The sequence below is a fragment of the Exobacillus caeni genome (assembly GCF_005747095.1).
Taxonomy (GTDB): Bacteria; Bacillota; Bacilli; order Bacillales; family Guptibacillaceae; genus Exobacillus; species Exobacillus caeni.
This window is the reverse complement of the sequence record NZ_SWLG01000001.1, coordinates 600916-618085: the sequence shown is the minus strand read 5'-3', so window position 1 is coordinate 618085 and position 17170 is coordinate 600916. Positions and strand designations below refer to the sequence as shown.

The window sequence follows — 17170 nt, the reverse complement described above, 5'->3', positions numbered from 1 at the left end:
CTCCTAAATCATTTTTCCTTTTCTGACAGCAGCTTCTCCATCGTCTTTTTCCCATGGCCTGCTAGAAGATGGTCAGGCTGAATCTCCAAAGCTTTATCAAACATTTCTATTGCCTTTCCGGATTGTTCTTTATAAGCGTGGGCGACTCCCAGATTAAAATAAGCGTCCGCATGATTGGCATCCTGCTCCGTTACAGTCGTGAACTGTTTTAATGCTTCGTCGATCTGTTCCAGCTTTGCAAGGCACAAGCCAAACTGAAAGCGGGCATCTACATCTGCTGGATTTAGCTCGACGGCACGCTGGAAATAAGGAAGTGCGTAGCGATGTGCATCCTGCTGAATATAGCACATGCCGAGCATAAAGTAAGAATCACTTTCATCAAGACCATTATTGATTGCTTTGTTGTACATATCCACCGCATCTTTATATTGGCCCAGCTTATAAAATGCGTTTCCAGCACCATAAAACGCTGTCGCCTGCGTACCATCCAGCTCTATCGCTTTTTCATAAAATAAGATCGCTTTCTCCAGGTCACCCGCTTCCGTCAATAAGTTCCCAACGTTCGTATATGGAACCGGATTAGAAGGCTCGTCTTCAATCGCTTCATATAAAATCTTAACCGCTTCTTCTATTTTGCCTTCCTTCATAAGTTCGATTGCCTGTTTATTTTTATCTGTCATTTCCTTCACTCCAAAACACGTTATTAACCTCTTATAAGTATAACAGAAACGATGCTCAATCAGAATTATCCACTGAGCGAGCTCTAATCAAACATAATTTATTGTTGACCGCTACGAAAATACATTACGCTTTCCGCGGGCTCGCGCTGAAAAGAAACTAAAAAAATAAGACCACAAAGCGACACTCCTTTGCTCTCCCCTAAAAAAGATTGAAAAATCTTTTTTTAGGAGCGTAAGCGATAAAGCTCTTTTATGCTAAAGGCAGCGTCATGCTGGCATGTAAGAAGCCTTTAGCACAAAAGAGCCGAGGGAGAGCAAAACTGATGCCTTCCCCAAAGAATGAAAAGAAACCTCAACTCCACATGGAATTGAGGCAACCATCACACATACGTTAGCTCTTCATCATTCTTGTACACTTCGTCTATCGTAGCTCCGCCGAGACATTCATCCCCGTTGTAAAACACAACCGCCTGTCCAGGTGTAATCGCTCTCTGAGGCTCATCAAAGATAACTTTAATGCGGTTCTCATCAAGATAACGAACCGTTACACTGCGGTCCGGCTGGCGATATCGAAACTTTGCCGTGCACTTAAAACCATCTTCCGGCGCTTTGTCTGAAACCCAGCTAATGTCGGTTGCTACCAACGAATCAGAGTAAAGGCGGTCATTATGGAATCCCTGGTCCACATACAGCACATTTTCCTCAAGGTTCTTTCCTATAACAAACCACGGTTCCCCATCACCGCCGATTCCAAGTCCATGCCGCTGCCCGATCGTATAGTACATCAAACCATCGTGGGTTCCTTTGACTTCGCCTTCCAGCGTTTTCATTTTACCAGGCTGTGCCGGCAAATAATTGCTTAAGAACTCTTTAAAATTTCTTTCTCCGATAAAACAAATACCAGTGCTGTCTTTTTTCTTTGCTGTAGCAAGATCTGCTTTTTCTGCGATTTTTCTTACTTCAGGCTTTTCAATATGACCGAGAGGGAACATTACTTTTGAGAGCTGCTCCTGTGTCAATTGATTGAGAAAATAAGTCTGGTCTTTGTTCTCGTCTACTCCGCGAAGCATTTTCACTTCTCCATCACGGGTTTCGACCTGTGCATAATGCCCTGTTGCGAGGTAATCTGCCCCTAAGCTGACTGCATGATCAAGAAAGGCTTTAAATTTTATTTCTTTATTGCACATTACATCCGGGTTCGGCGTCCTTCCTGCACGGTATTCGTCAAGAAAGTATGTGAACACCTTGTCCCAATACTGCTTCTCAAAGTTAACGGCATAGTAAGGTATTCCGATTTGATTGCATACCCGAATGACATCGTTATAGTCTTCAGTAGCTGTGCAAACACCATTCTCATCTGTATCATCCCAGTTTTTCATGAAGATGCCGATAACATCATAGCCCTGTTCTTTTAACAAATATGCGGCCACAGAGGAATCAACTCCCCCTGACATACCTACGATAACTCGTGTTTCTTCCGGTGTTTTTCCTGCCATATTTACACCTCCTGCCCGTTCTTGCTGTTGCTGTTCATCTTTTATATGCGCAATACTCCATTAAAGGACATATGTTCCGTTAAATAAAGGAATACTGCTTGAATTCACTCTTTATAGGACATATGATCCTTTATTTGGGTTTTTCAGAGCATTTTCTTCCTGTTTTCAATGAAATAGCGGAACAGATGTCCTTTAGCCCTGAAAAACTAGCTATTTTCATACAAATAGCGGAATGAATGTCCTATAATTTTGCACGTGTTATTTTTTGTGAAAACAGCCTAATAAACTATGTTCTTGCTTAGTATAAGTAAGCTTGTACAAAACAATTATGGAATAGTTTACAACGCTTTTAACCGTTTGACAACTTTAACGGTTTCTTCTGCAGCTTTTGTTACCTGCTCTGTTGTATTTCCAAGTCCAAAGCTAAATCGCACAGCTGAAAATGCCCGATCTGTTTCGCCATGCATAGCTGTCAATACATGGGAAGGCTCTAAAGATCCCGCTGTACAGGCCGATCCGCTCGAAACAGCAATACCAGCAAGATCAAGGTTGGTTAATAACGATTCCACACTGACTCCCGGAAAGCTGACATTTAATATATGAGGCAGATAGTGCTCAGGATCGCCGTTCACTTTATAATCGATCCCTTCACGGCCAAAGACCGCCAGCATCTCTTTTTGGAACGATAAGTAAAGTTCTGTTTTTTTTTGTTTTTCTGCCTGCATAATCTGAACTGCTTTTTCAAAGCCGACGATGCCGGCAACATTTTCTGTCCCAGCGCGGCGCTTTCGTTCCTGCTCTCCGCCGTAAAGAAACGGCGCAAGGTTTGTTTTTTCTTTCACATACAGAAATCCGATGCCTTTTGGTCCGTTGATTTTATGGGCAGATACAGACATTAGATCAACAGAAAGCTCCGTTACATCAATATCCAGCAGTCCATAAGCCTGGACTGCATCTGTATGGAACGTGATATTTCTCTCTTGTAGAAGCTCTCCGATTTCTTTGATCGGTTGAACCGTCCCCACCTCGTTATTTCCATACATCACAGTTACGAGAACCGTATCCTCCCGGAGGGCTGCTTTCAGTTCTTCAACTGATACGCGGCCTTCTTTATTTACAGGGAGATACGTAACTTCATAACCCAGCGTTTCGAGATGTTCACATGCATGTAATACAGCATGATGTTCTACTTGAGAAGTTATAATGTGCTTGCCTTTATCTTTATTGGCCATCGCTGTTCCTATGATCGCCATATTATCCGCTTCTGTTCCGCCGCTTGTAAAAACGATTTCCTTCGGATGTGCACCGACGCTACTCGCTATTGTGCTTCTTGCTTCATCAAGAACATGCCGGTTAGACCTCCCGAACCGATGTATGCTTGACGGGTTGCCGAAATTTTCTTTCAGGGAAGGAATCATCACCTCTACAACATCCGGATGAACCGGTGAAGTTGCAGCATGATCCAGATATATTGCCTCCACGATTTCACCTTCTTTAAACATTTTTCATACGACTCGGAAGTGCTGTCTATTCTATTGGCTCCATTAGTAAGATTGCCCATTCCAATTTTTTTGAACCTAGATATAGAACATATAGCTATCCTGTTCCCCTTCACCTTCATAAGTCGCCAGGTCTTCAAGGGTCGTATTATCAAGAACATCTTTTACTGCATCTCTAATCTTCATCCAGAGATCCCTTTTTGCCGGTTCTTCATCATCCATTACTTCTACAGGGCTTATCGGGCCTTCTAAAATACGAATGATGTCGCCAGCCGTAATGTCCTTCGGCTCATCAGCCAGAATATACCCACCGTATGCACCCCTGATGCTTTTTACTAATCCTGCATTTCTTAGTGGTGCGATCAACTGTTCCAAATAGTGTTCCGATAAATCATGTTCTCTAGCAATCGATTTGAGGGAAGTTGGCCCTTCACCGTGCTTTTTTGCTAAGGCCATCATAATCGTTAGCCCGTATCTTCCTTTTGTAGATATTTTCACTCTGTCCACCTCTTTCTACCAAACGATCAACTAAATTTCGACACTGTGGTAACGAAAAACCAACTATTGCTCCGATGCTAAGGCAAAAAATTAACGTTCCGATAAAGATTGGCCCTTTTAACATCCATCCAAGAAACAATACGATGATTTCCATCGATAGACGAATATGCTGCACTTTCCAACCGGTTTTTTCCGTTAGCACAAGCATCAAACTGTCTCTCGGGCCCGCTCCTCTGTCCGCAGCAATATACAATCCAATACCATACCCCATAATCAGGATGCCTGCTATGAGCATAAGCCCCTTTCCAAAAGTATGGCCGGGCGTGTGTAAAATCGGCAAAAACAAGTACATATCTATAAACACGCCCACTAAAAGCATGTTCAAAAAGGCCCCTGCTTTAGGCAATTCATGTTGTAAAACAGCTGTTATGGCCAATATCGCAATACCAGCTATAATCGACCAGGTTCCTATCGTAAGGCCGAACTGATTATATAACCCAATATGAAAAACATCCCATGGAGCACTACCTGCCTCTGCTCTGATCATTAAGGAGATTCCAAATGACATCACCAGCAGACCCACTACAAAAACTCCCCAGCGAATAAAGAATTCATTTGCCGGTTCTCTTAGCTTATCTCTTCTCATCTCGGTTCCCTGCCTCTTATCCAAAATGTCGTTTCCATTATTCCATTTCTTCCAATTACACATAAACCTTAGTCATTATAGCATGAAATAGCTTATTCTTGCATTTCCAATAACCCTGTAGTATCGTTCAACTATTAGAGAGCCGGATTATATTACTGAATATGTTTTTAGACTAACGTTGTTAATATGGAAGTGGCTATTTTCTATATTACAGACAATAAAAAGCACAATCTTTTAGAAAAAGAAAGGACGAGCTTACTTTGGACTTATTCGATTATTCAGCACAGGAAAAAAAAGTGCAAACCGGTCCACTAGCTAGCAGAATGCGCCCCAAAACAATAGATGAATTCATCGGCCAGGATCATATCATAGGAGAAGGAAAGCTGCTAAGGCGTGCGATTATGGCAGATCAGTTAACACCGATGATTTTCTTCGGCCCTCCAGGTACGGGTAAAACTACGCTTGCAAGGATTATTGCAAATACTACTTCTGCTCATTTTGAACAGCTCAACGCCGTTACTTCGGGAGTGGGGGACATTCGGAGGCTTACCGGTGAGGCTAAAGAGCGCCTTGCTTTAGAAAACGAAAGAACTGTTTTATTCATTGACGAAATTCACCGTTTCAACAAATCCCAGCAGGATGCACTTCTTCCTTATGTGGAAGACGGCACTATCGTTCTGATCGGAGCCACAACAGAGAGCCCGATGTTTGAAATAAATGCCGCGCTCCTGTCCCGTTCCCGCTTGTTTCGCTTTGAACACTTAAATGATGAACAGGTAAAAAAAGTGATTCTAACTGCTGTTCATGATCCAAATAAAGGCTACGGAAAATATAATGTTTCAATAGAAGAAGATGCGCTCAATCACATTGTCGAAGTTGCTAACGGGGATGCCCGAACCGCGTTAAACGCTGTCGAGCTTGCCGTGCTTACGACAGATCCGAACAAAGACGGAAACATCGTCATCAATCTTGAGACAGCGGAAGAATCGATCCAACAGCGTGTGTTGCAATATGATAAATCCGGAGACAACCATTATGATACTGTTTCTGCCTTCATCAAGAGTATCCGGGGATCTGATCCGGATGCAGCGCTATACTGGTTTGCGAAGATGGTTTATGCCGGGGAAGATCCCCGTTTTATTGCCAGAAGGCTATTTGTCCATGCTGCCGAAGATGTTGGCCTTGCAGATCCCAATGCCCTTCTTATTGCCCAGGCCGCAAGCCACGCTGTTGATTTCATCGGGATGCCAGAAGCGCGGATTCCTCTTGCGGAAGCAGTACTCTATCTTGCAACTGCTCCTAAGAGCAATGCTGTCATAAAAGGAATCGATTCAGCACTAGCTGCAGTAAAAAATGACAAAAGCGGTCAGGTTCCTATCCATTTAAGAGATGCCCACTATAAAGGCGCAAAGGAGCTGGGGCACGGGAAAGAATATAAATATCCACACGACTATCCCGGAGGTTACGTTCCACAGCAATACCTGCCCGACCATTTACAAAAAAAGACTTTCTATCAGCCAAGTGACAGGGGTTATGAAAAGACCGTTTCTAGAAGGCTAGATTATTTTATGGAACGTATTCAAAAGGGAGAATAGTGAAAACAGCGGCTCAATAGGCCGCTGTTTTTACTATTCTCAAACTCTTTTTAAAAGATATTAATCGTTAAAAGAAATTGCTCCTAAGGAAGTTGAATGAAGTGGAGCGTACGACTCCCCCTTCTTTTTGCAGTAAAAATTTATGAAATCAGCTATGTTTCAGAAACATCAATGATAGGTTTAACAGGCATAAACTATCAATTTATCATTTATAGTATTAAAAAACCTTATTCTGGCAAAGATATAAATACTTTGAAGAAACCAGTGTTTAAGGAGTGAATAGATGATGAAAGTAAGACAGGATGCCTGGTCCCATGAAGACGACCTTCTGCTTGCAGAAACGGTATTGCGGCATGTCCGTGAAGGCAGCACCCAATTAAAAGCTTTTGATGAAGTCGGAGACAAATTAAATAGAACTTCAGCTGCAGTCGGTTTCCGATGGAATGCTATTGTTAGACAGCGTTATGAACAAGCCCTCAAAATTGCAAAAAAACAAAGAAAAGAGTTTAAAAGAGCCGGGAAGATTCCGAGTTCCGAACCAGTGAGAGCTGAAGCTCCAACTTCGGAAGCTCCAGGTTACGAAACAACTGAAAGAGAAACAACCCGTGAATATCAGGCGCCATCCTTTCAAAGAATGCCTGTACAGAGCTCAGATCTTTCTCTAGATGAAGTCATTTCTTTTTTAAGCCAATTAAAGAGATCTCACTCGAATACGAGTCATTTACAATCACATGTAGAAAAACTAGAATATGAGAAAAAAGAACTAGAAGACAAGAATAAAGAGATGGAAAGAAAGCTCCAAAAACTTGAAAAAGAGTACCAGATTGTACAGGAAGATTATCAATCCCTGATTCAAATCATGGATCGTGCCCGGAGAATGGTCTTATTCCAGGAAGAAGAATACTCAAACTCTTCGTTTAAAATGGACAAGAACGGAAATCTAGAAAAGATGGCAAAATAGACAGAAATCATAAAAGGAGCAGCACAGCTGCTCCTTTTATCTGTATGTAGAATCATTTTTTCAAAAAATAATAATGGAGCCCCAACTGTGCCGTTTAAACACCATAGTTTTGAACCTGCTCTCGGCAGGTGGGTGCCCTGTTCCATTCTTTGTACGTCCACTCCATTGGAGGCTTGCACGCCAAATGGAAACCGGCAGGCTCCCGTTGTAAAAATGTTGGCTCAAAACTTTATGGTAATCCACGAACACTTCAGGACTCCTTCTTGCTGTTAATTGAATTATAGCAAATAGCATTCCTTATTTCAAGGTTTCCGGCTTAGTACAAATTGTTTATTTTCTGCTCTCCCTGCTCATTTCATTATAACCTCCAGATCACAAAAGGGTGAAAAAGCCCGCTATTCCAAAATTGGAATAGCGGGCTTTTTATTATGCTTTCGTATCAGCTTTTTCTGGTTTCTTTGTAACTTCCAGGTGAAGTTCTTTGAGTTGTTCCTGGCTTACTGCTGACGGTGCTTCTGTTAGTAAATCGCTGGCACTTGCAGTTTTAGGGAATGCAATCGTGTCTCTTAAGTTCGTTCTGCCTGCAAGCAGCATTACTAAGCGATCAAGTCCAAATGCAATTCCTCCATGTGGCGGTGTTCCATACTCAAAAGCTTCCATCAAGAAACCGAACTCTTCTTTAGCCTGTTCTTCCGTAAAGCCTAATGCTTTGAACATCTTTTCCTGGATCTCACGCTGGTAAATACGCTGTGAACCACCACCCAATTCATAACCGTTCAATACAAGGTCATAAGCATTTGCTCGAACACTTCCCGGATCTGATTCTAATAGATGCATGTCCTCTTTTAGTGGTGAAGTGAACGGATGATGCTCTGCGAAATAACGGCCGACCTCTTCATCGTAAGACATAAGAGGGAAGTCCATTACCCACAGGAAGTTGAACTTGCTTTCATCAATAACTCCAAGTTCCTTACCAAGCTTTAACCTTAAGGTACCAAGGCTGTCAGCTACAACTGGTTTGCTGTCAGCAACAAACAGAAGCAAGTCACCGGCCTCAGCATTAAATGCTGTTTTTAAAGAACCTGCTAATTCATCGTTAAAGAATTTTGCTATCGGTCCTTTTAAGCCTTCTTCCTCTACTTTAAGCCATGCAAGACCCTTCGCTTTATAAGTTTTAACAAAATCAGTTAGAGCATCGATATCTTTTCTTGAGTAGTTGCCTGCCGCTCCCTTTGCGTTGATCCCTTTAACGGCTCCTCCGTTAGCAACAGCTCCTGAAAAGACTTTAAAGTCCGATTCTTTAACAAGCTCTGAAACATCTACAAATTCCATTCCAAACCGTGTATCAGGCTTATCAGAACCATAGCGGTCCATCGCTTCCTGGTAAGTCATACGAGGGAACGGTGTTTCTGCAGTCTCTCCTTTTGCTTCCTTCAATACGTTCGCCATCATGCTTTCCATCATGGCAATTAAATCTTCTTTATCTAAGAAGGATGTTTCGATATCCACTTGCGTAAATTCCGGCTGCCTGTCTGCACGGAGGTCTTCATCCCTAAAGCAACGAACAACCTGATAATAACGCTCAAATCCTGATGCCATTAAAAGCTGCTTAAAAATTTGCGGCGACTGAGGTAGAGCGTAAAATGAACCAGGATGAACACGGCTTGGTACTAGATAGTCTCTCGCACCTTCTGGAGTGCTTTTTGTGAGCATCGGCGTTTCAATTTCCAGAAACTCTTCTTGATCCAGGAAGTCGCGAATAAGCTTTGTAACACGGTGACGCATTTTGAACGTTTCCTGCATGACCGGCCTGCGCAGGTCCAGATAACGGTATTTTAAACGAAGCTCTTCTGAAACATCAATATCATTCGAAATGGAGATCGGCGGGTTTTTCGCAGCATTTAATATTTCTAAATGGGTCGCACGGATCTCAATTTCCCCGGTAGGAAGGTTGGGGTTGACAGTACTCTGATCCCTTCCAACCACTTCTCCTTTTATATCAAGCACATACTCACTTCTAACTTTTTCAGCTAACTCCAATGCTTCCCTGGAAACCTCCGGATTAAAGACTACCTGGACAATGCCGGAACGGTCCCTTAAATCGATGAAGATCAATCCTCCAAGATCACGTCTTTTTTGAACCCAGCCTTTAAGCTGGACTTCTGTTCCAATGTCGCTTTCCCTAATTTCTCCGCATTTATGAGTTCTTCCGATCATTCGTTACGCCTCCCTTGTTTTCTGTTTCATATAGTCAATAAATTCATCTATCGGAACTTCCTGTTGTTCGCCTTTCTCCATGTCTTTTACGTTAATGACGTTGTTATCAAGCTCATTCTCGCCAAGGATAGCAACATATTTAGCATCCAATCGGTCTGCTGCTTTAAATTGTGTCTTAAGCTTGCGGTCAAGATAATCTGTATCAGCTGTAATTTCTGCTTTTCTAAGCTCATAGAGCAATCCGGTTGCTTTTTGTTTTGCAGCGTCCCCCATTGAAACAAGGTAACAGTCGATTCCCGTTTCAAATGGCAATGTTACTTGTTCTGCTTCAAGAGCCATAATTAGCCTTTCAATGCTAAGGGCAAAGCCGATTCCAGGAGTAGCCGGTCCTCCAATTTCTTCTACAAGTCCGTTATACCTTCCGCCGCCGCTCAACGTTGTTATCGCACCGAAGCCTTCTGCTTCGCTCATGATTTCGAAGGCAGTATGGTTGTAATAATCTAATCCCCGGACAAGGCGGTCATCTACAACATAATCAATTCCCATCGTATCCAGGTTCTGTTTCACCTTGTTAAAGAAAGCCTCTGATTCCTCATTTAAATAATCAAGAATAGATGGAGCATTTTGCATGAGTTCGTGATCTCTATCCTTCTTGCAATCAAGGATCCGGAGAGGATTTTTATCCAGCCGGTTCTGGCAGTCCGAGCAAAACTCGCCGATCCGTGGCTTAAAGTGCTCGATCAACGCCTGGCGATGTGCTTCTCTGCTTTCTTTATCTCCAAGACTATTAATATAAAGCTTTAGGCTTTTTAAGCCAAGTTCCTTATAAAAGTCCATCGCAAGTGCGATCACTTCTGCATCGACCGCTGGATCATTACTGCCGAGCGCTTCTACTCCAAACTGGACAAATTGCCTCATGCGGCCTGACTGAGGCCTTTCATAACGAAACATTGGTCCAATATAGTAAAGCTTTACTGGCTGTTCAGGCTGACCGAACATTTTGTTTTCTACATAAGACCTGACGGTTGAAGCTGTACCTTCTGGCCTTAAAGTTAAGCTCCTGCCACCTCTGTCTTCAAAGGTATACATTTCCTTTTGAACGATGTCTGTTGTATCACCTACACCTCGTTGAAATAACTCCGTTTGCTCAAAAATCGGAGTTCTGATTTCTAAATAGTTATATCTTTTACAGAGCTCTCTGGCTTTTTCTTCAATGTACTGCCATAACTCTACCTTTCCAGGTAAAATATCCTGTGTGCCTCTTGGAATCTTAAAGCCCATGTCTATATCCTCCTTCATCTATTTCAAATATGTCATTATTTAGCAAGCAAAATAAAAAAACTCCCGTCCTGAACAATGTTCAGGGACGAGAGTTTACCCGCGGTGCCACCCCAGTGAAAAGAAACTAATATCTTCTTTCCGCTCGAACAGTTAACGCCTGTATACGTTCTCCCTTACTAAAAATTTTTTTCAGAGAGAAACCTGGGGAGTGTCTTTCAAAAAGGCAGTATTCAGAAATGCTTTCAGCCCGGGGCATCTCTTCTCTTTGAACCTGTTTCTTTTTTACTTTTCTCCGTCACGGGTTTTATCGATTCAATCTGTTTTGTTTTAGGAATTGTTTATAATCATACGAATGATGAGCTAAAATGTCAAGCAGTTTTATGTAACTTTACCGTTTCATTTTTTGTTTTAAAACCTTGACGCTTTTTAGTGGTATACCAAATTCCTCAGCGAGTTCCATACTTGATAAGCTTTGTTCCTTTTGCAAAAAATCGTGGAAGTCTACCCCGAACTCCGGTTGTTCCTTTTGTTTGGCCATAAAACCCTTATTGTTGTACCTCAAATTTCATCTCCCTTTCCTTTACTTTTATTAGTTTTTCCAAATATAGAACTTCTTACAACCGAAAAAGGAATTTTCTATTTAACACCGAAATGTAAAAAGAAACCTATTTTCAAAGGGAAAGGAGTTGACTCGTTGAGAAGGTACATCTTCCTTTGTCTCAGTGTTTTATTGCTTTTTTCTCCTGTCCATCTCGTTGTATTTGCAGCTGAAAATGGGGAAGTGAACGTTTCCGTTAGTAACCTGCAGGTGAGGAGCGGCCCCGGCCTTAGCTATGATGTGATAGGAAAAGTCGATAAAAATGAAACATTTTCTGTCATAGACAGGCAAAAGGATTGGATTAAAATTAAACTAAAGTCCGGTAGAAACGGATGGATTGCAGGGTGGTTAACTGAAAATTCTACTAGCGAACAGGATACCGTTACACCAAAGATTAAGAACTTGAATGTTCGTAAGGGACCGGGGACGAATTATGGGTTACTTGGTAAGATACAGCCCAATGACAAATACTCTGTCATCACCTCCACTGATTCCTGGGTGAAAATCTCTTATAAGGGCAGGGATGCATGGGTCGCAGGTTGGCTGGTTTCTTTTTCCGGGGACATTCCTGAAAGAAAAAAAATTCCCCCTGGATACAACGCAACAGTAAATGCAACCGATTTAAACTTGAGAAAAGGCCCCTCTCTAGACCAACCGGTACTAAGGAAACTTCAAAAAGAGACTGGAGTCAGAGTGATTGAGACTAAAAAGGATTGGAGCTATATCGAGCTAGAAACAGGAGAAAAAGGATGGACTGCTTCTAAATATCTTGTGAAAGGAAAAAAAGTTTCTAGTGATAACGTCGTTCTCCTATATAACGGAAGCAACCTTCGGGCAGGGCCGGGAATAAATTATAAAGCGATCGGCCTGGGAAATAAAGGAGACCAATTCCAGCTTATCGGCCGTGAAGGGGAATGGCTAAAGGTCAGCCTTCCTTCCGGTAAACAAGCTTATGTGGCCAGTTGGATTGTCTCAACCTCTCCCTCTACTCCATCTATCATCCATCCAGGATTAAAGAATGGACTACACGGCAAAACGATTGTAATTGATCCCGGCCATGGGGGATATGATAGCGGAACGAAGGGAACCAGTTTCCACTCCTTTGAGAAAGATCTCACTTTAAGGACTGCAAACCTTCTAAATGAGCTATTAAAGAAAGCCGGAGCAAAGACTGTCATGACGCGTACAGGTGATACTTATATCGCACTAAGCGATCGTGTATCCATTTCACACAGGCAAAAAGCGGATGCCTTCATCAGTATCCACTTTGATAGTTCAAATTTTATTGGTGCAAACGGGATAACCAGTTATTACTATTCCGAATCAGACAAACAGCTGGCGAAAGATATACATAAACAACTGATTAAAAATACCGGTCTAAGGGACCGGAAAGTCAGATATGGCAACTACCATGTTTTACGAACAAACGCTGCGCCTTCTGTTTTGTTCGAGTTAGGATATTTGTCGAATCCGTGGGAAGAAACCATTTTAAACACTACCTCCTATCAAATCAAAGCATCAAATGCAATTTTCAATGGACTCGTGGACTATTTCAATTCTTATTAACATCGAAGAAGCGAGCACCGATTGTGCTCGCTTCCTACTATTCTTCAGGTTCTGTTTCATATTGCTCTAACGTCCAGTTTTGCTTATCATCGGACTCGATTATTCCCAGCGTAACATCTGCTACGTCCTGGTCCTCTAACAATTTGTCCCGTACCCGGAACTTAACGTCGTCTGCGTCCGCCAGCATCAAGCCTTTTTTCAATTCAAGATAGCTCTCAACATGGTATCTTCTTCCTTCTTGTAAAATACGCAGGGTGTGAATGTCCACAACGTCCTTATCCCCAAGAATAATTTTTACTAGTCTCTCTTCCACAATCTTTGGCGCAGCAACACCAATTAATCCGATCGTATTTTCATATCCGATCTTTAAGGCGATGATAATCAATAGAAGCCCAATAACAAGAGAACCTATTCCATCGAAAATATAGTTCCCTGTAATATCAGATAGCAAAATAAATATCAATGCAAGCGTAGTGCCGAAAGTGGCGATATTATCTTCGTAAAACACTAGCCTTGTCGGAGGTGCTGCGTATTTAACGTTTTTATAAGAGAGAGGGATAAATTTTAAGCCGTCTGCGTTTTCCACCCTCGCTTCTTTAATAATTTCTTTCATCGCTTTTATTAAGATAGCTCCGTCCAACAAAATTCCAAAAGCCAGAATGAAAACATTTAAGATCAGATTTGAAGTCTCTTCTGGATGCTGGATGATGTGCCATCCTTCTATAATAGTTTCATATGCAAGGATAGAAATGATGATCACTGCAATCAGAACGAAAAGGTTGATCGCCCTTCCAAATCCAGTCGGAAATTTTTTAGTCGGTTCTTTTTCTGCGACGATACTACCCACAAACACAAACAACTGGTTCAATGTGTCTGCAACAGAATGGAAGGTTGTCGCAAGCATTGCGCCGCTTCCGCTCAACACAGCTGCAACTCCCTTTACAATTGCGATTATGGCATTCCCCAGTGCGGCTAAGCCAGATGAAACATTGCCTCTTTTTAAAAGTTCAATCATCTTATCATCCTTTACTTCGATTTATACTCGAACATTGTTTGATAGTACTATCATTCCCTGCTCTTAATAATTCATAAACTCTTTATTACCGTTATGACAAAAGAAAGCTTTCCTCTGAAAAGATTTTTGTATTACATCCCTCCTGTTTAAAAGAACGAAGGAACTAAAGTAAACTCGCCGATTGTCGAGCCTCTCCTTTGCGAAAAAGTTAAATTTTCTTATACAGCAAAAAAAAGAAGCCCGATCGGCTCCTCATTTTTGGCTCTCTATTATTAATGTTACTGGCCCCTGGTTTGTAAGCTGTACATCCATCATCGCACCGAATACGCCAGTTTCAACCGTAAGTCCCTGTTCTTCTAATGCCCGGTTAAACTTTTCGTAAAGTTCATTTGCAATATCGGGTTTGGCTGCCTCCATAAAGTTCGGACGCCTTCCCTTTCGGCAATCGCCATAAAGGGTGAATTGGGAAATCGAAAGAATTGCGCCGCCCGCATCTTTCACAGAAAGGTTCATCTTTTGAGAATCATCTTCAAAAATACGGAGATTGGCGATTTTTTCGGCCAGGTATTTTGCATCTGTCATGGAATCTTCATGGGTTACGCCAACCAGGACAACTAAACCATGGTCAATTTGGCCAACAGTCTTGCCTTCGACAGTCACAGATGCAAGACCGGAACGCTGTACTACCGCTTTCATATCGATTAACTCCTTTTATCGCCTGGTTATTGCATTATTCTCCGCACAGCATAAATATCAGGTATCCGTTTTACACGTTCCACAACCTTCTGAAGGTGGTTGATGTTATGGATGGATACAGTCATACTGATCGTTGCCATGCGATTACGGTCAGACTTTCCGGAAACAGATGTTATGTCTGTTTTGGTTTCTGCCACGGCATGTAAAACTTCATTTAACAACCCTCTGCGGTCAAAACCGCTTATCTCAATATCCACATTGTAATTTTTCGTTTTTTTCGTATCGCCTTCCCATTCAACCGGAAGAAGTCTTTCATCAGCGTCTACTACATTTGGGCAATCTTCACGGTGAATGGAAACGCCTCTTCCTTTTGTGATATAACCGACAATATTATCGCCCGGTACAGGATTACAACATTTTGAAAGGCGGATCAGCAAGTTATCGATCCCTTTGACACGCACTCCAGAATCCGTGCTCTTTTTAGGGAAAGAACGTACTTCATTAATAGTTTTTACCAGTTCTTCTTCCTGCTGTTGTTTATCTTTTTCTTTTCGCACCTTGTCTGTTAACCTTGTGGCGATTTGAGCTGCCGTGATACCGTTATACCCGACTGCGGCATACATATCTTCTTCATTCGTGAAGTTAAACTTTTTCGATACATTCTGGACATTTTCAGAGTTAAGAACTTCTTTTAGTTCAAAGCCATGTTTCTGGATTTCCTTTTCCACAAGCTCTTTCCCTTTTGAAACGTTCTCTTCCCTTTTTTCTTTCTTAAACCATTGCTTAATCTTATTCTTCGCATGGGAGCTCTGGCTGATCTTCAGCCAATCTTTGCTCGGCCCATAGGAATGTTTAGAAGTTAACACTTCTACAATGTCCCCAGTTTTTAACCTGTAATCAAGCGGAACCATTTTTCCGTTCACTTTTGCGCCGATGCATTTGTTTCCGATTTCCGTATGGATTCGGTAAGCAAAATCGATCGGTACAGAGCCTGCCGGAAGTTCAATTACGTCTCCTTTAGGTGTAAACACGAAGACCATATCGCTGAAAAGGTCGATCTTTAGTGATTCCATAAATTCTTCGGCATTCGTCACATCATTTTGCCATTCAAGGATTTGCCTGAACCAGGATAGCTTTTTCTCAAACGTCGTATTTACTACTTCACTCGGACTGCCCTCTTTATATGCCCAGTGAGCAGCAATCCCGTACTCTGCTATCTTATGCATCTCGTGTGTACGAATCTGTACTTCAAGGGGATCCCCTTTTGGTCCTATTACCGTTGTATGCAGCGATTGGTACATGTTTGCTTTCGGCATCGCAATATAATCTTTGAACCTGCCGGGCATCGGTTTCCAACATGTATGAATAATTCCAAGTACCGCGTAACAATCTTTAATGCTATTAACCATGATCCTTACAGCAAGAAGATCATAGATCTCATTAAATTGTTTATGCTGTTTGGCCATCTTCTTGTAAATGCTGTAGATATGCTTTGGTCTTCCCGATATCTCCGCTTTAATATTTACTTCATCCATTCGTTCGCGGATCTCATCGATCACTTCATCAATAAAACCCTCACGCTCTGCCCGCTTTTTTTGCATCAAGTTGACGATTCGATAATATTGCTGCGGATTTAAATAACGGAGGGCTGTGTCTTCTAGTTCCCATTTTATAGTTGAAATTCCGAGCCGGTGAGCAAGCGGTGCGAAAATCTCTAAGGTTTCGTTCGCTTTTTGCAATTGTTTTTCTTTTGGCATGTGTTTCAGCGTGCGCATGTTGTGGAGTCTGTCGGCAAGCTTGATCAAGATACAGCGAATATCCTGGGCCATCGCTACGATCATCTTCCTGTGATTTTCCGCCTGCTGTTCTTCCTTTGATTTAAATTGAATTTTTTTCAGTTTTGTAACGCCATCCACCAGCATTGCCAGTTCTTCGCTAAACTCTTCTTTCAGTTCATCGAGCGTGACGCTTGTATCTTCTACTACATCATGAAGAAACCCGCCAGCAACAGTAACAGGATCAACTTCCAGGTTCACTAAGATCCCCGCTACTTCTATCGGATGGATAATATAAGGTTCACCAGATTTGCGGTACTGACCTTCGTGGGCGTCTCTGGCAAACTCGTATGCCCTATATATATAAGAAAGATCTTCTTCTGAAAGATATTTCTTAGCTCTCTGCATAACCTCTTCAATAGTCATGAAATCACCTTAAGCCTCTTTGGTATATTGCTTCTATTATCTTTAAATTTGGCCTCTGTGTAAAGTAAAACGAAATAATTGTCGGATAATCTTTATTAAAGTATTTACTTAAAAACATAACATATAAAAAGGAAAGGGTCACCTGGGGGAAGTATCCAATCTTTTCACAGGCTCATTTAAACAAAAAAACGGCTTTGCTCTCCCTGGCGGCTCTCTTATAA

The 17170-nt window shown here is 41.9% G+C and carries 13 protein-coding genes, 1 other RNA gene and 1 other annotated feature; of the genes, 3 read left to right on the top strand and 11 right to left on the bottom strand.

Translation table 11 applies throughout. From position 1 onward, the window contains the following. Window positions 1-8 precede the first annotated feature (8 nt). From FCL54_RS03020 to FCL54_RS03000, 5 genes are all read right to left on the bottom strand, one after another. The gene (locus FCL54_RS03020) at window positions 9-680 is read right to left on the bottom strand and encodes a tetratricopeptide repeat protein (protein ID WP_138122990.1); all 672 of its coding nucleotides are present in this window, start codon (window positions 678-680) and stop codon (window positions 9-11) included. A gap of 380 nt (window positions 681-1060) precedes the next feature. Then, on the bottom strand, window positions 1061-2176 hold the full coding sequence (gene mnmA / locus FCL54_RS03015; protein ID WP_138122988.1) for a tRNA 2-thiouridine(34) synthase MnmA: 1116 nt from the start codon (window positions 2174-2176) through the stop codon (window positions 1061-1063). 338 nt (window positions 2177-2514) lie between these two features. Then, on the bottom strand, window positions 2515-3657 hold the full coding sequence (locus FCL54_RS03010) for a cysteine desulfurase family protein (protein ID WP_138122986.1): 1143 nt from the start codon (window positions 3655-3657) through the stop codon (window positions 2515-2517). Window positions 3658-3753: 96 nt separating this feature from the next. Continuing rightward, window positions 3754-4173, bottom strand: a complete 420-nt coding sequence (gene cymR, locus FCL54_RS03005) for a cysteine metabolism transcriptional regulator CymR (RefSeq protein ID WP_138122984.1) — start codon at window positions 4171-4173, stop codon at window positions 3754-3756. Continuing rightward, the gene (locus FCL54_RS03000; protein WP_138122982.1) at window positions 4106-4819 is read right to left on the bottom strand and encodes a YczE/YyaS/YitT family protein; all 714 of its coding nucleotides are present in this window, start codon (window positions 4817-4819) and stop codon (window positions 4106-4108) included. Before FCL54_RS03000 ends, cymR begins: the two co-directional genes overlap by 68 nt. A 260-nt stretch (window positions 4820-5079) precedes the next feature. On the opposite strand from FCL54_RS03000, the gene FCL54_RS02995 reads away from it, so the two are divergent. Both FCL54_RS02995 and FCL54_RS02990 read left to right on the top strand, forming a co-directional pair. Next, complete coding sequence (locus FCL54_RS02995) at window positions 5080-6414, top strand: AAA family ATPase (RefSeq protein WP_138122980.1); 1335 nt, start codon at window positions 5080-5082, stop codon at window positions 6412-6414. Window positions 6415-6697: 283 nt separating this feature from the next. Then, on the top strand, window positions 6698-7375 hold the full coding sequence (locus tag FCL54_RS02990; protein WP_246055113.1) for an RsfA family transcriptional regulator: 678 nt from the start codon (window positions 6698-6700) through the stop codon (window positions 7373-7375). A gap of 74 nt (window positions 7376-7449) precedes the next feature. Here the strand turns inward: FCL54_RS02990 and ssrS are convergent. The 3 genes from ssrS to hisS form a co-directional block, all read right to left on the bottom strand. Beyond that, a non-coding RNA gene (ssrS, locus tag FCL54_RS02985) (6S RNA) lies at window positions 7450-7635 on the bottom strand. 166 nt (window positions 7636-7801) lie between these two features. Continuing rightward, the gene (gene aspS, locus FCL54_RS02980; protein ID WP_138122978.1) at window positions 7802-9592 is read right to left on the bottom strand and encodes an aspartate--tRNA ligase; all 1791 of its coding nucleotides are present in this window, start codon (window positions 9590-9592) and stop codon (window positions 7802-7804) included. Window positions 9593-9595: 3 nt separating this feature from the next. Then, window positions 9596-10873, bottom strand: coding sequence for a histidine--tRNA ligase (gene hisS / locus FCL54_RS02975; protein WP_138122976.1), 1278 nt, complete (start codon window positions 10871-10873; stop codon window positions 9596-9598). Window positions 10874-10951: 78 nt separating this feature from the next. Then, window positions 10952-11181 (bottom strand) — a binding site (T-box leader). Between the two features lie 386 nt (window positions 11182-11567). On the opposite strand from hisS, the gene FCL54_RS02970 reads away from it, so the two are divergent. After that, complete coding sequence (locus tag FCL54_RS02970) at window positions 11568-13037, top strand: N-acetylmuramoyl-L-alanine amidase family protein (protein ID WP_171016648.1); 1470 nt, start codon at window positions 11568-11570, stop codon at window positions 13035-13037. A gap of 37 nt (window positions 13038-13074) precedes the next feature. On the opposite strand, the gene FCL54_RS02965 is transcribed toward FCL54_RS02970, so the two are convergent. The 3 genes from FCL54_RS02965 to FCL54_RS02955 all read right to left on the bottom strand — a co-directional run bounded on the left by FCL54_RS02965 (window position 13075) and on the right by FCL54_RS02955 (window position 16949). Continuing rightward, window positions 13075-14052: a cation diffusion facilitator family transporter gene (locus tag FCL54_RS02965; protein ID WP_138122972.1), complete on the bottom strand. Its 978-nt coding sequence runs from the start codon at window positions 14050-14052 to the stop codon at window positions 13075-13077. A gap of 252 nt (window positions 14053-14304) precedes the next feature. After that, complete coding sequence (gene dtd, locus FCL54_RS02960) at window positions 14305-14748, bottom strand: D-aminoacyl-tRNA deacylase (protein ID WP_138122970.1); 444 nt, start codon at window positions 14746-14748, stop codon at window positions 14305-14307. Window positions 14749-14774: 26 nt separating this feature from the next. Further along, window positions 14775-16949, bottom strand: coding sequence for a RelA/SpoT family protein (locus FCL54_RS02955; protein ID WP_138122968.1), 2175 nt, complete (start codon window positions 16947-16949; stop codon window positions 14775-14777). Between the last annotated feature and the right edge of the window lie 221 nt (window positions 16950-17170).

Excerpts from the sequence above, each read along its gene's own strand:
- FCL54_RS02990 (WP_246055113.1), top strand. The coding sequence starts at position 6,698 with ATGATGAAAGTAAGACAGGATGCCTGGTCCCATGAAGACGACCTTCTG.
- hisS (WP_138122976.1), bottom strand. The coding sequence starts at position 10,873 with ATGGGCTTTAAGATTCCAAGAGGCACACAGGATATTTTACCTGGAAAG.
- aspS (WP_138122978.1), bottom strand. The coding sequence starts at position 9,592 with ATGATCGGAAGAACTCATAAATGCGGAGAAATTAGGGAAAGCGACATT.
- FCL54_RS02965 (WP_138122972.1), bottom strand. The coding sequence starts at position 14,052 with ATGATTGAACTTTTAAAAAGAGGCAATGTTTCATCTGGCTTAGCCGCA.
- FCL54_RS03000 (WP_138122982.1), bottom strand. The coding sequence starts at position 4,819 with ATGAGAAGAGATAAGCTAAGAGAACCGGCAAATGAATTCTTTATTCGC.
- FCL54_RS03020 (WP_138122990.1), bottom strand. The coding sequence starts at position 680 with ATGACAGATAAAAATAAACAGGCAATCGAACTTATGAAGGAAGGCAAA.
- FCL54_RS02955 (WP_138122968.1), bottom strand. The coding sequence starts at position 16,949 with ATGACTATTGAAGAGGTTATGCAGAGAGCTAAGAAATATCTTTCAGAA.
- dtd (WP_138122970.1), bottom strand. The coding sequence starts at position 14,748 with ATGAAAGCGGTAGTACAGCGTTCCGGTCTTGCATCTGTGACTGTCGAA.
- mnmA (WP_138122988.1), bottom strand. The coding sequence starts at position 2,176 with ATGGCAGGAAAAACACCGGAAGAAACACGAGTTATCGTAGGTATGTCA.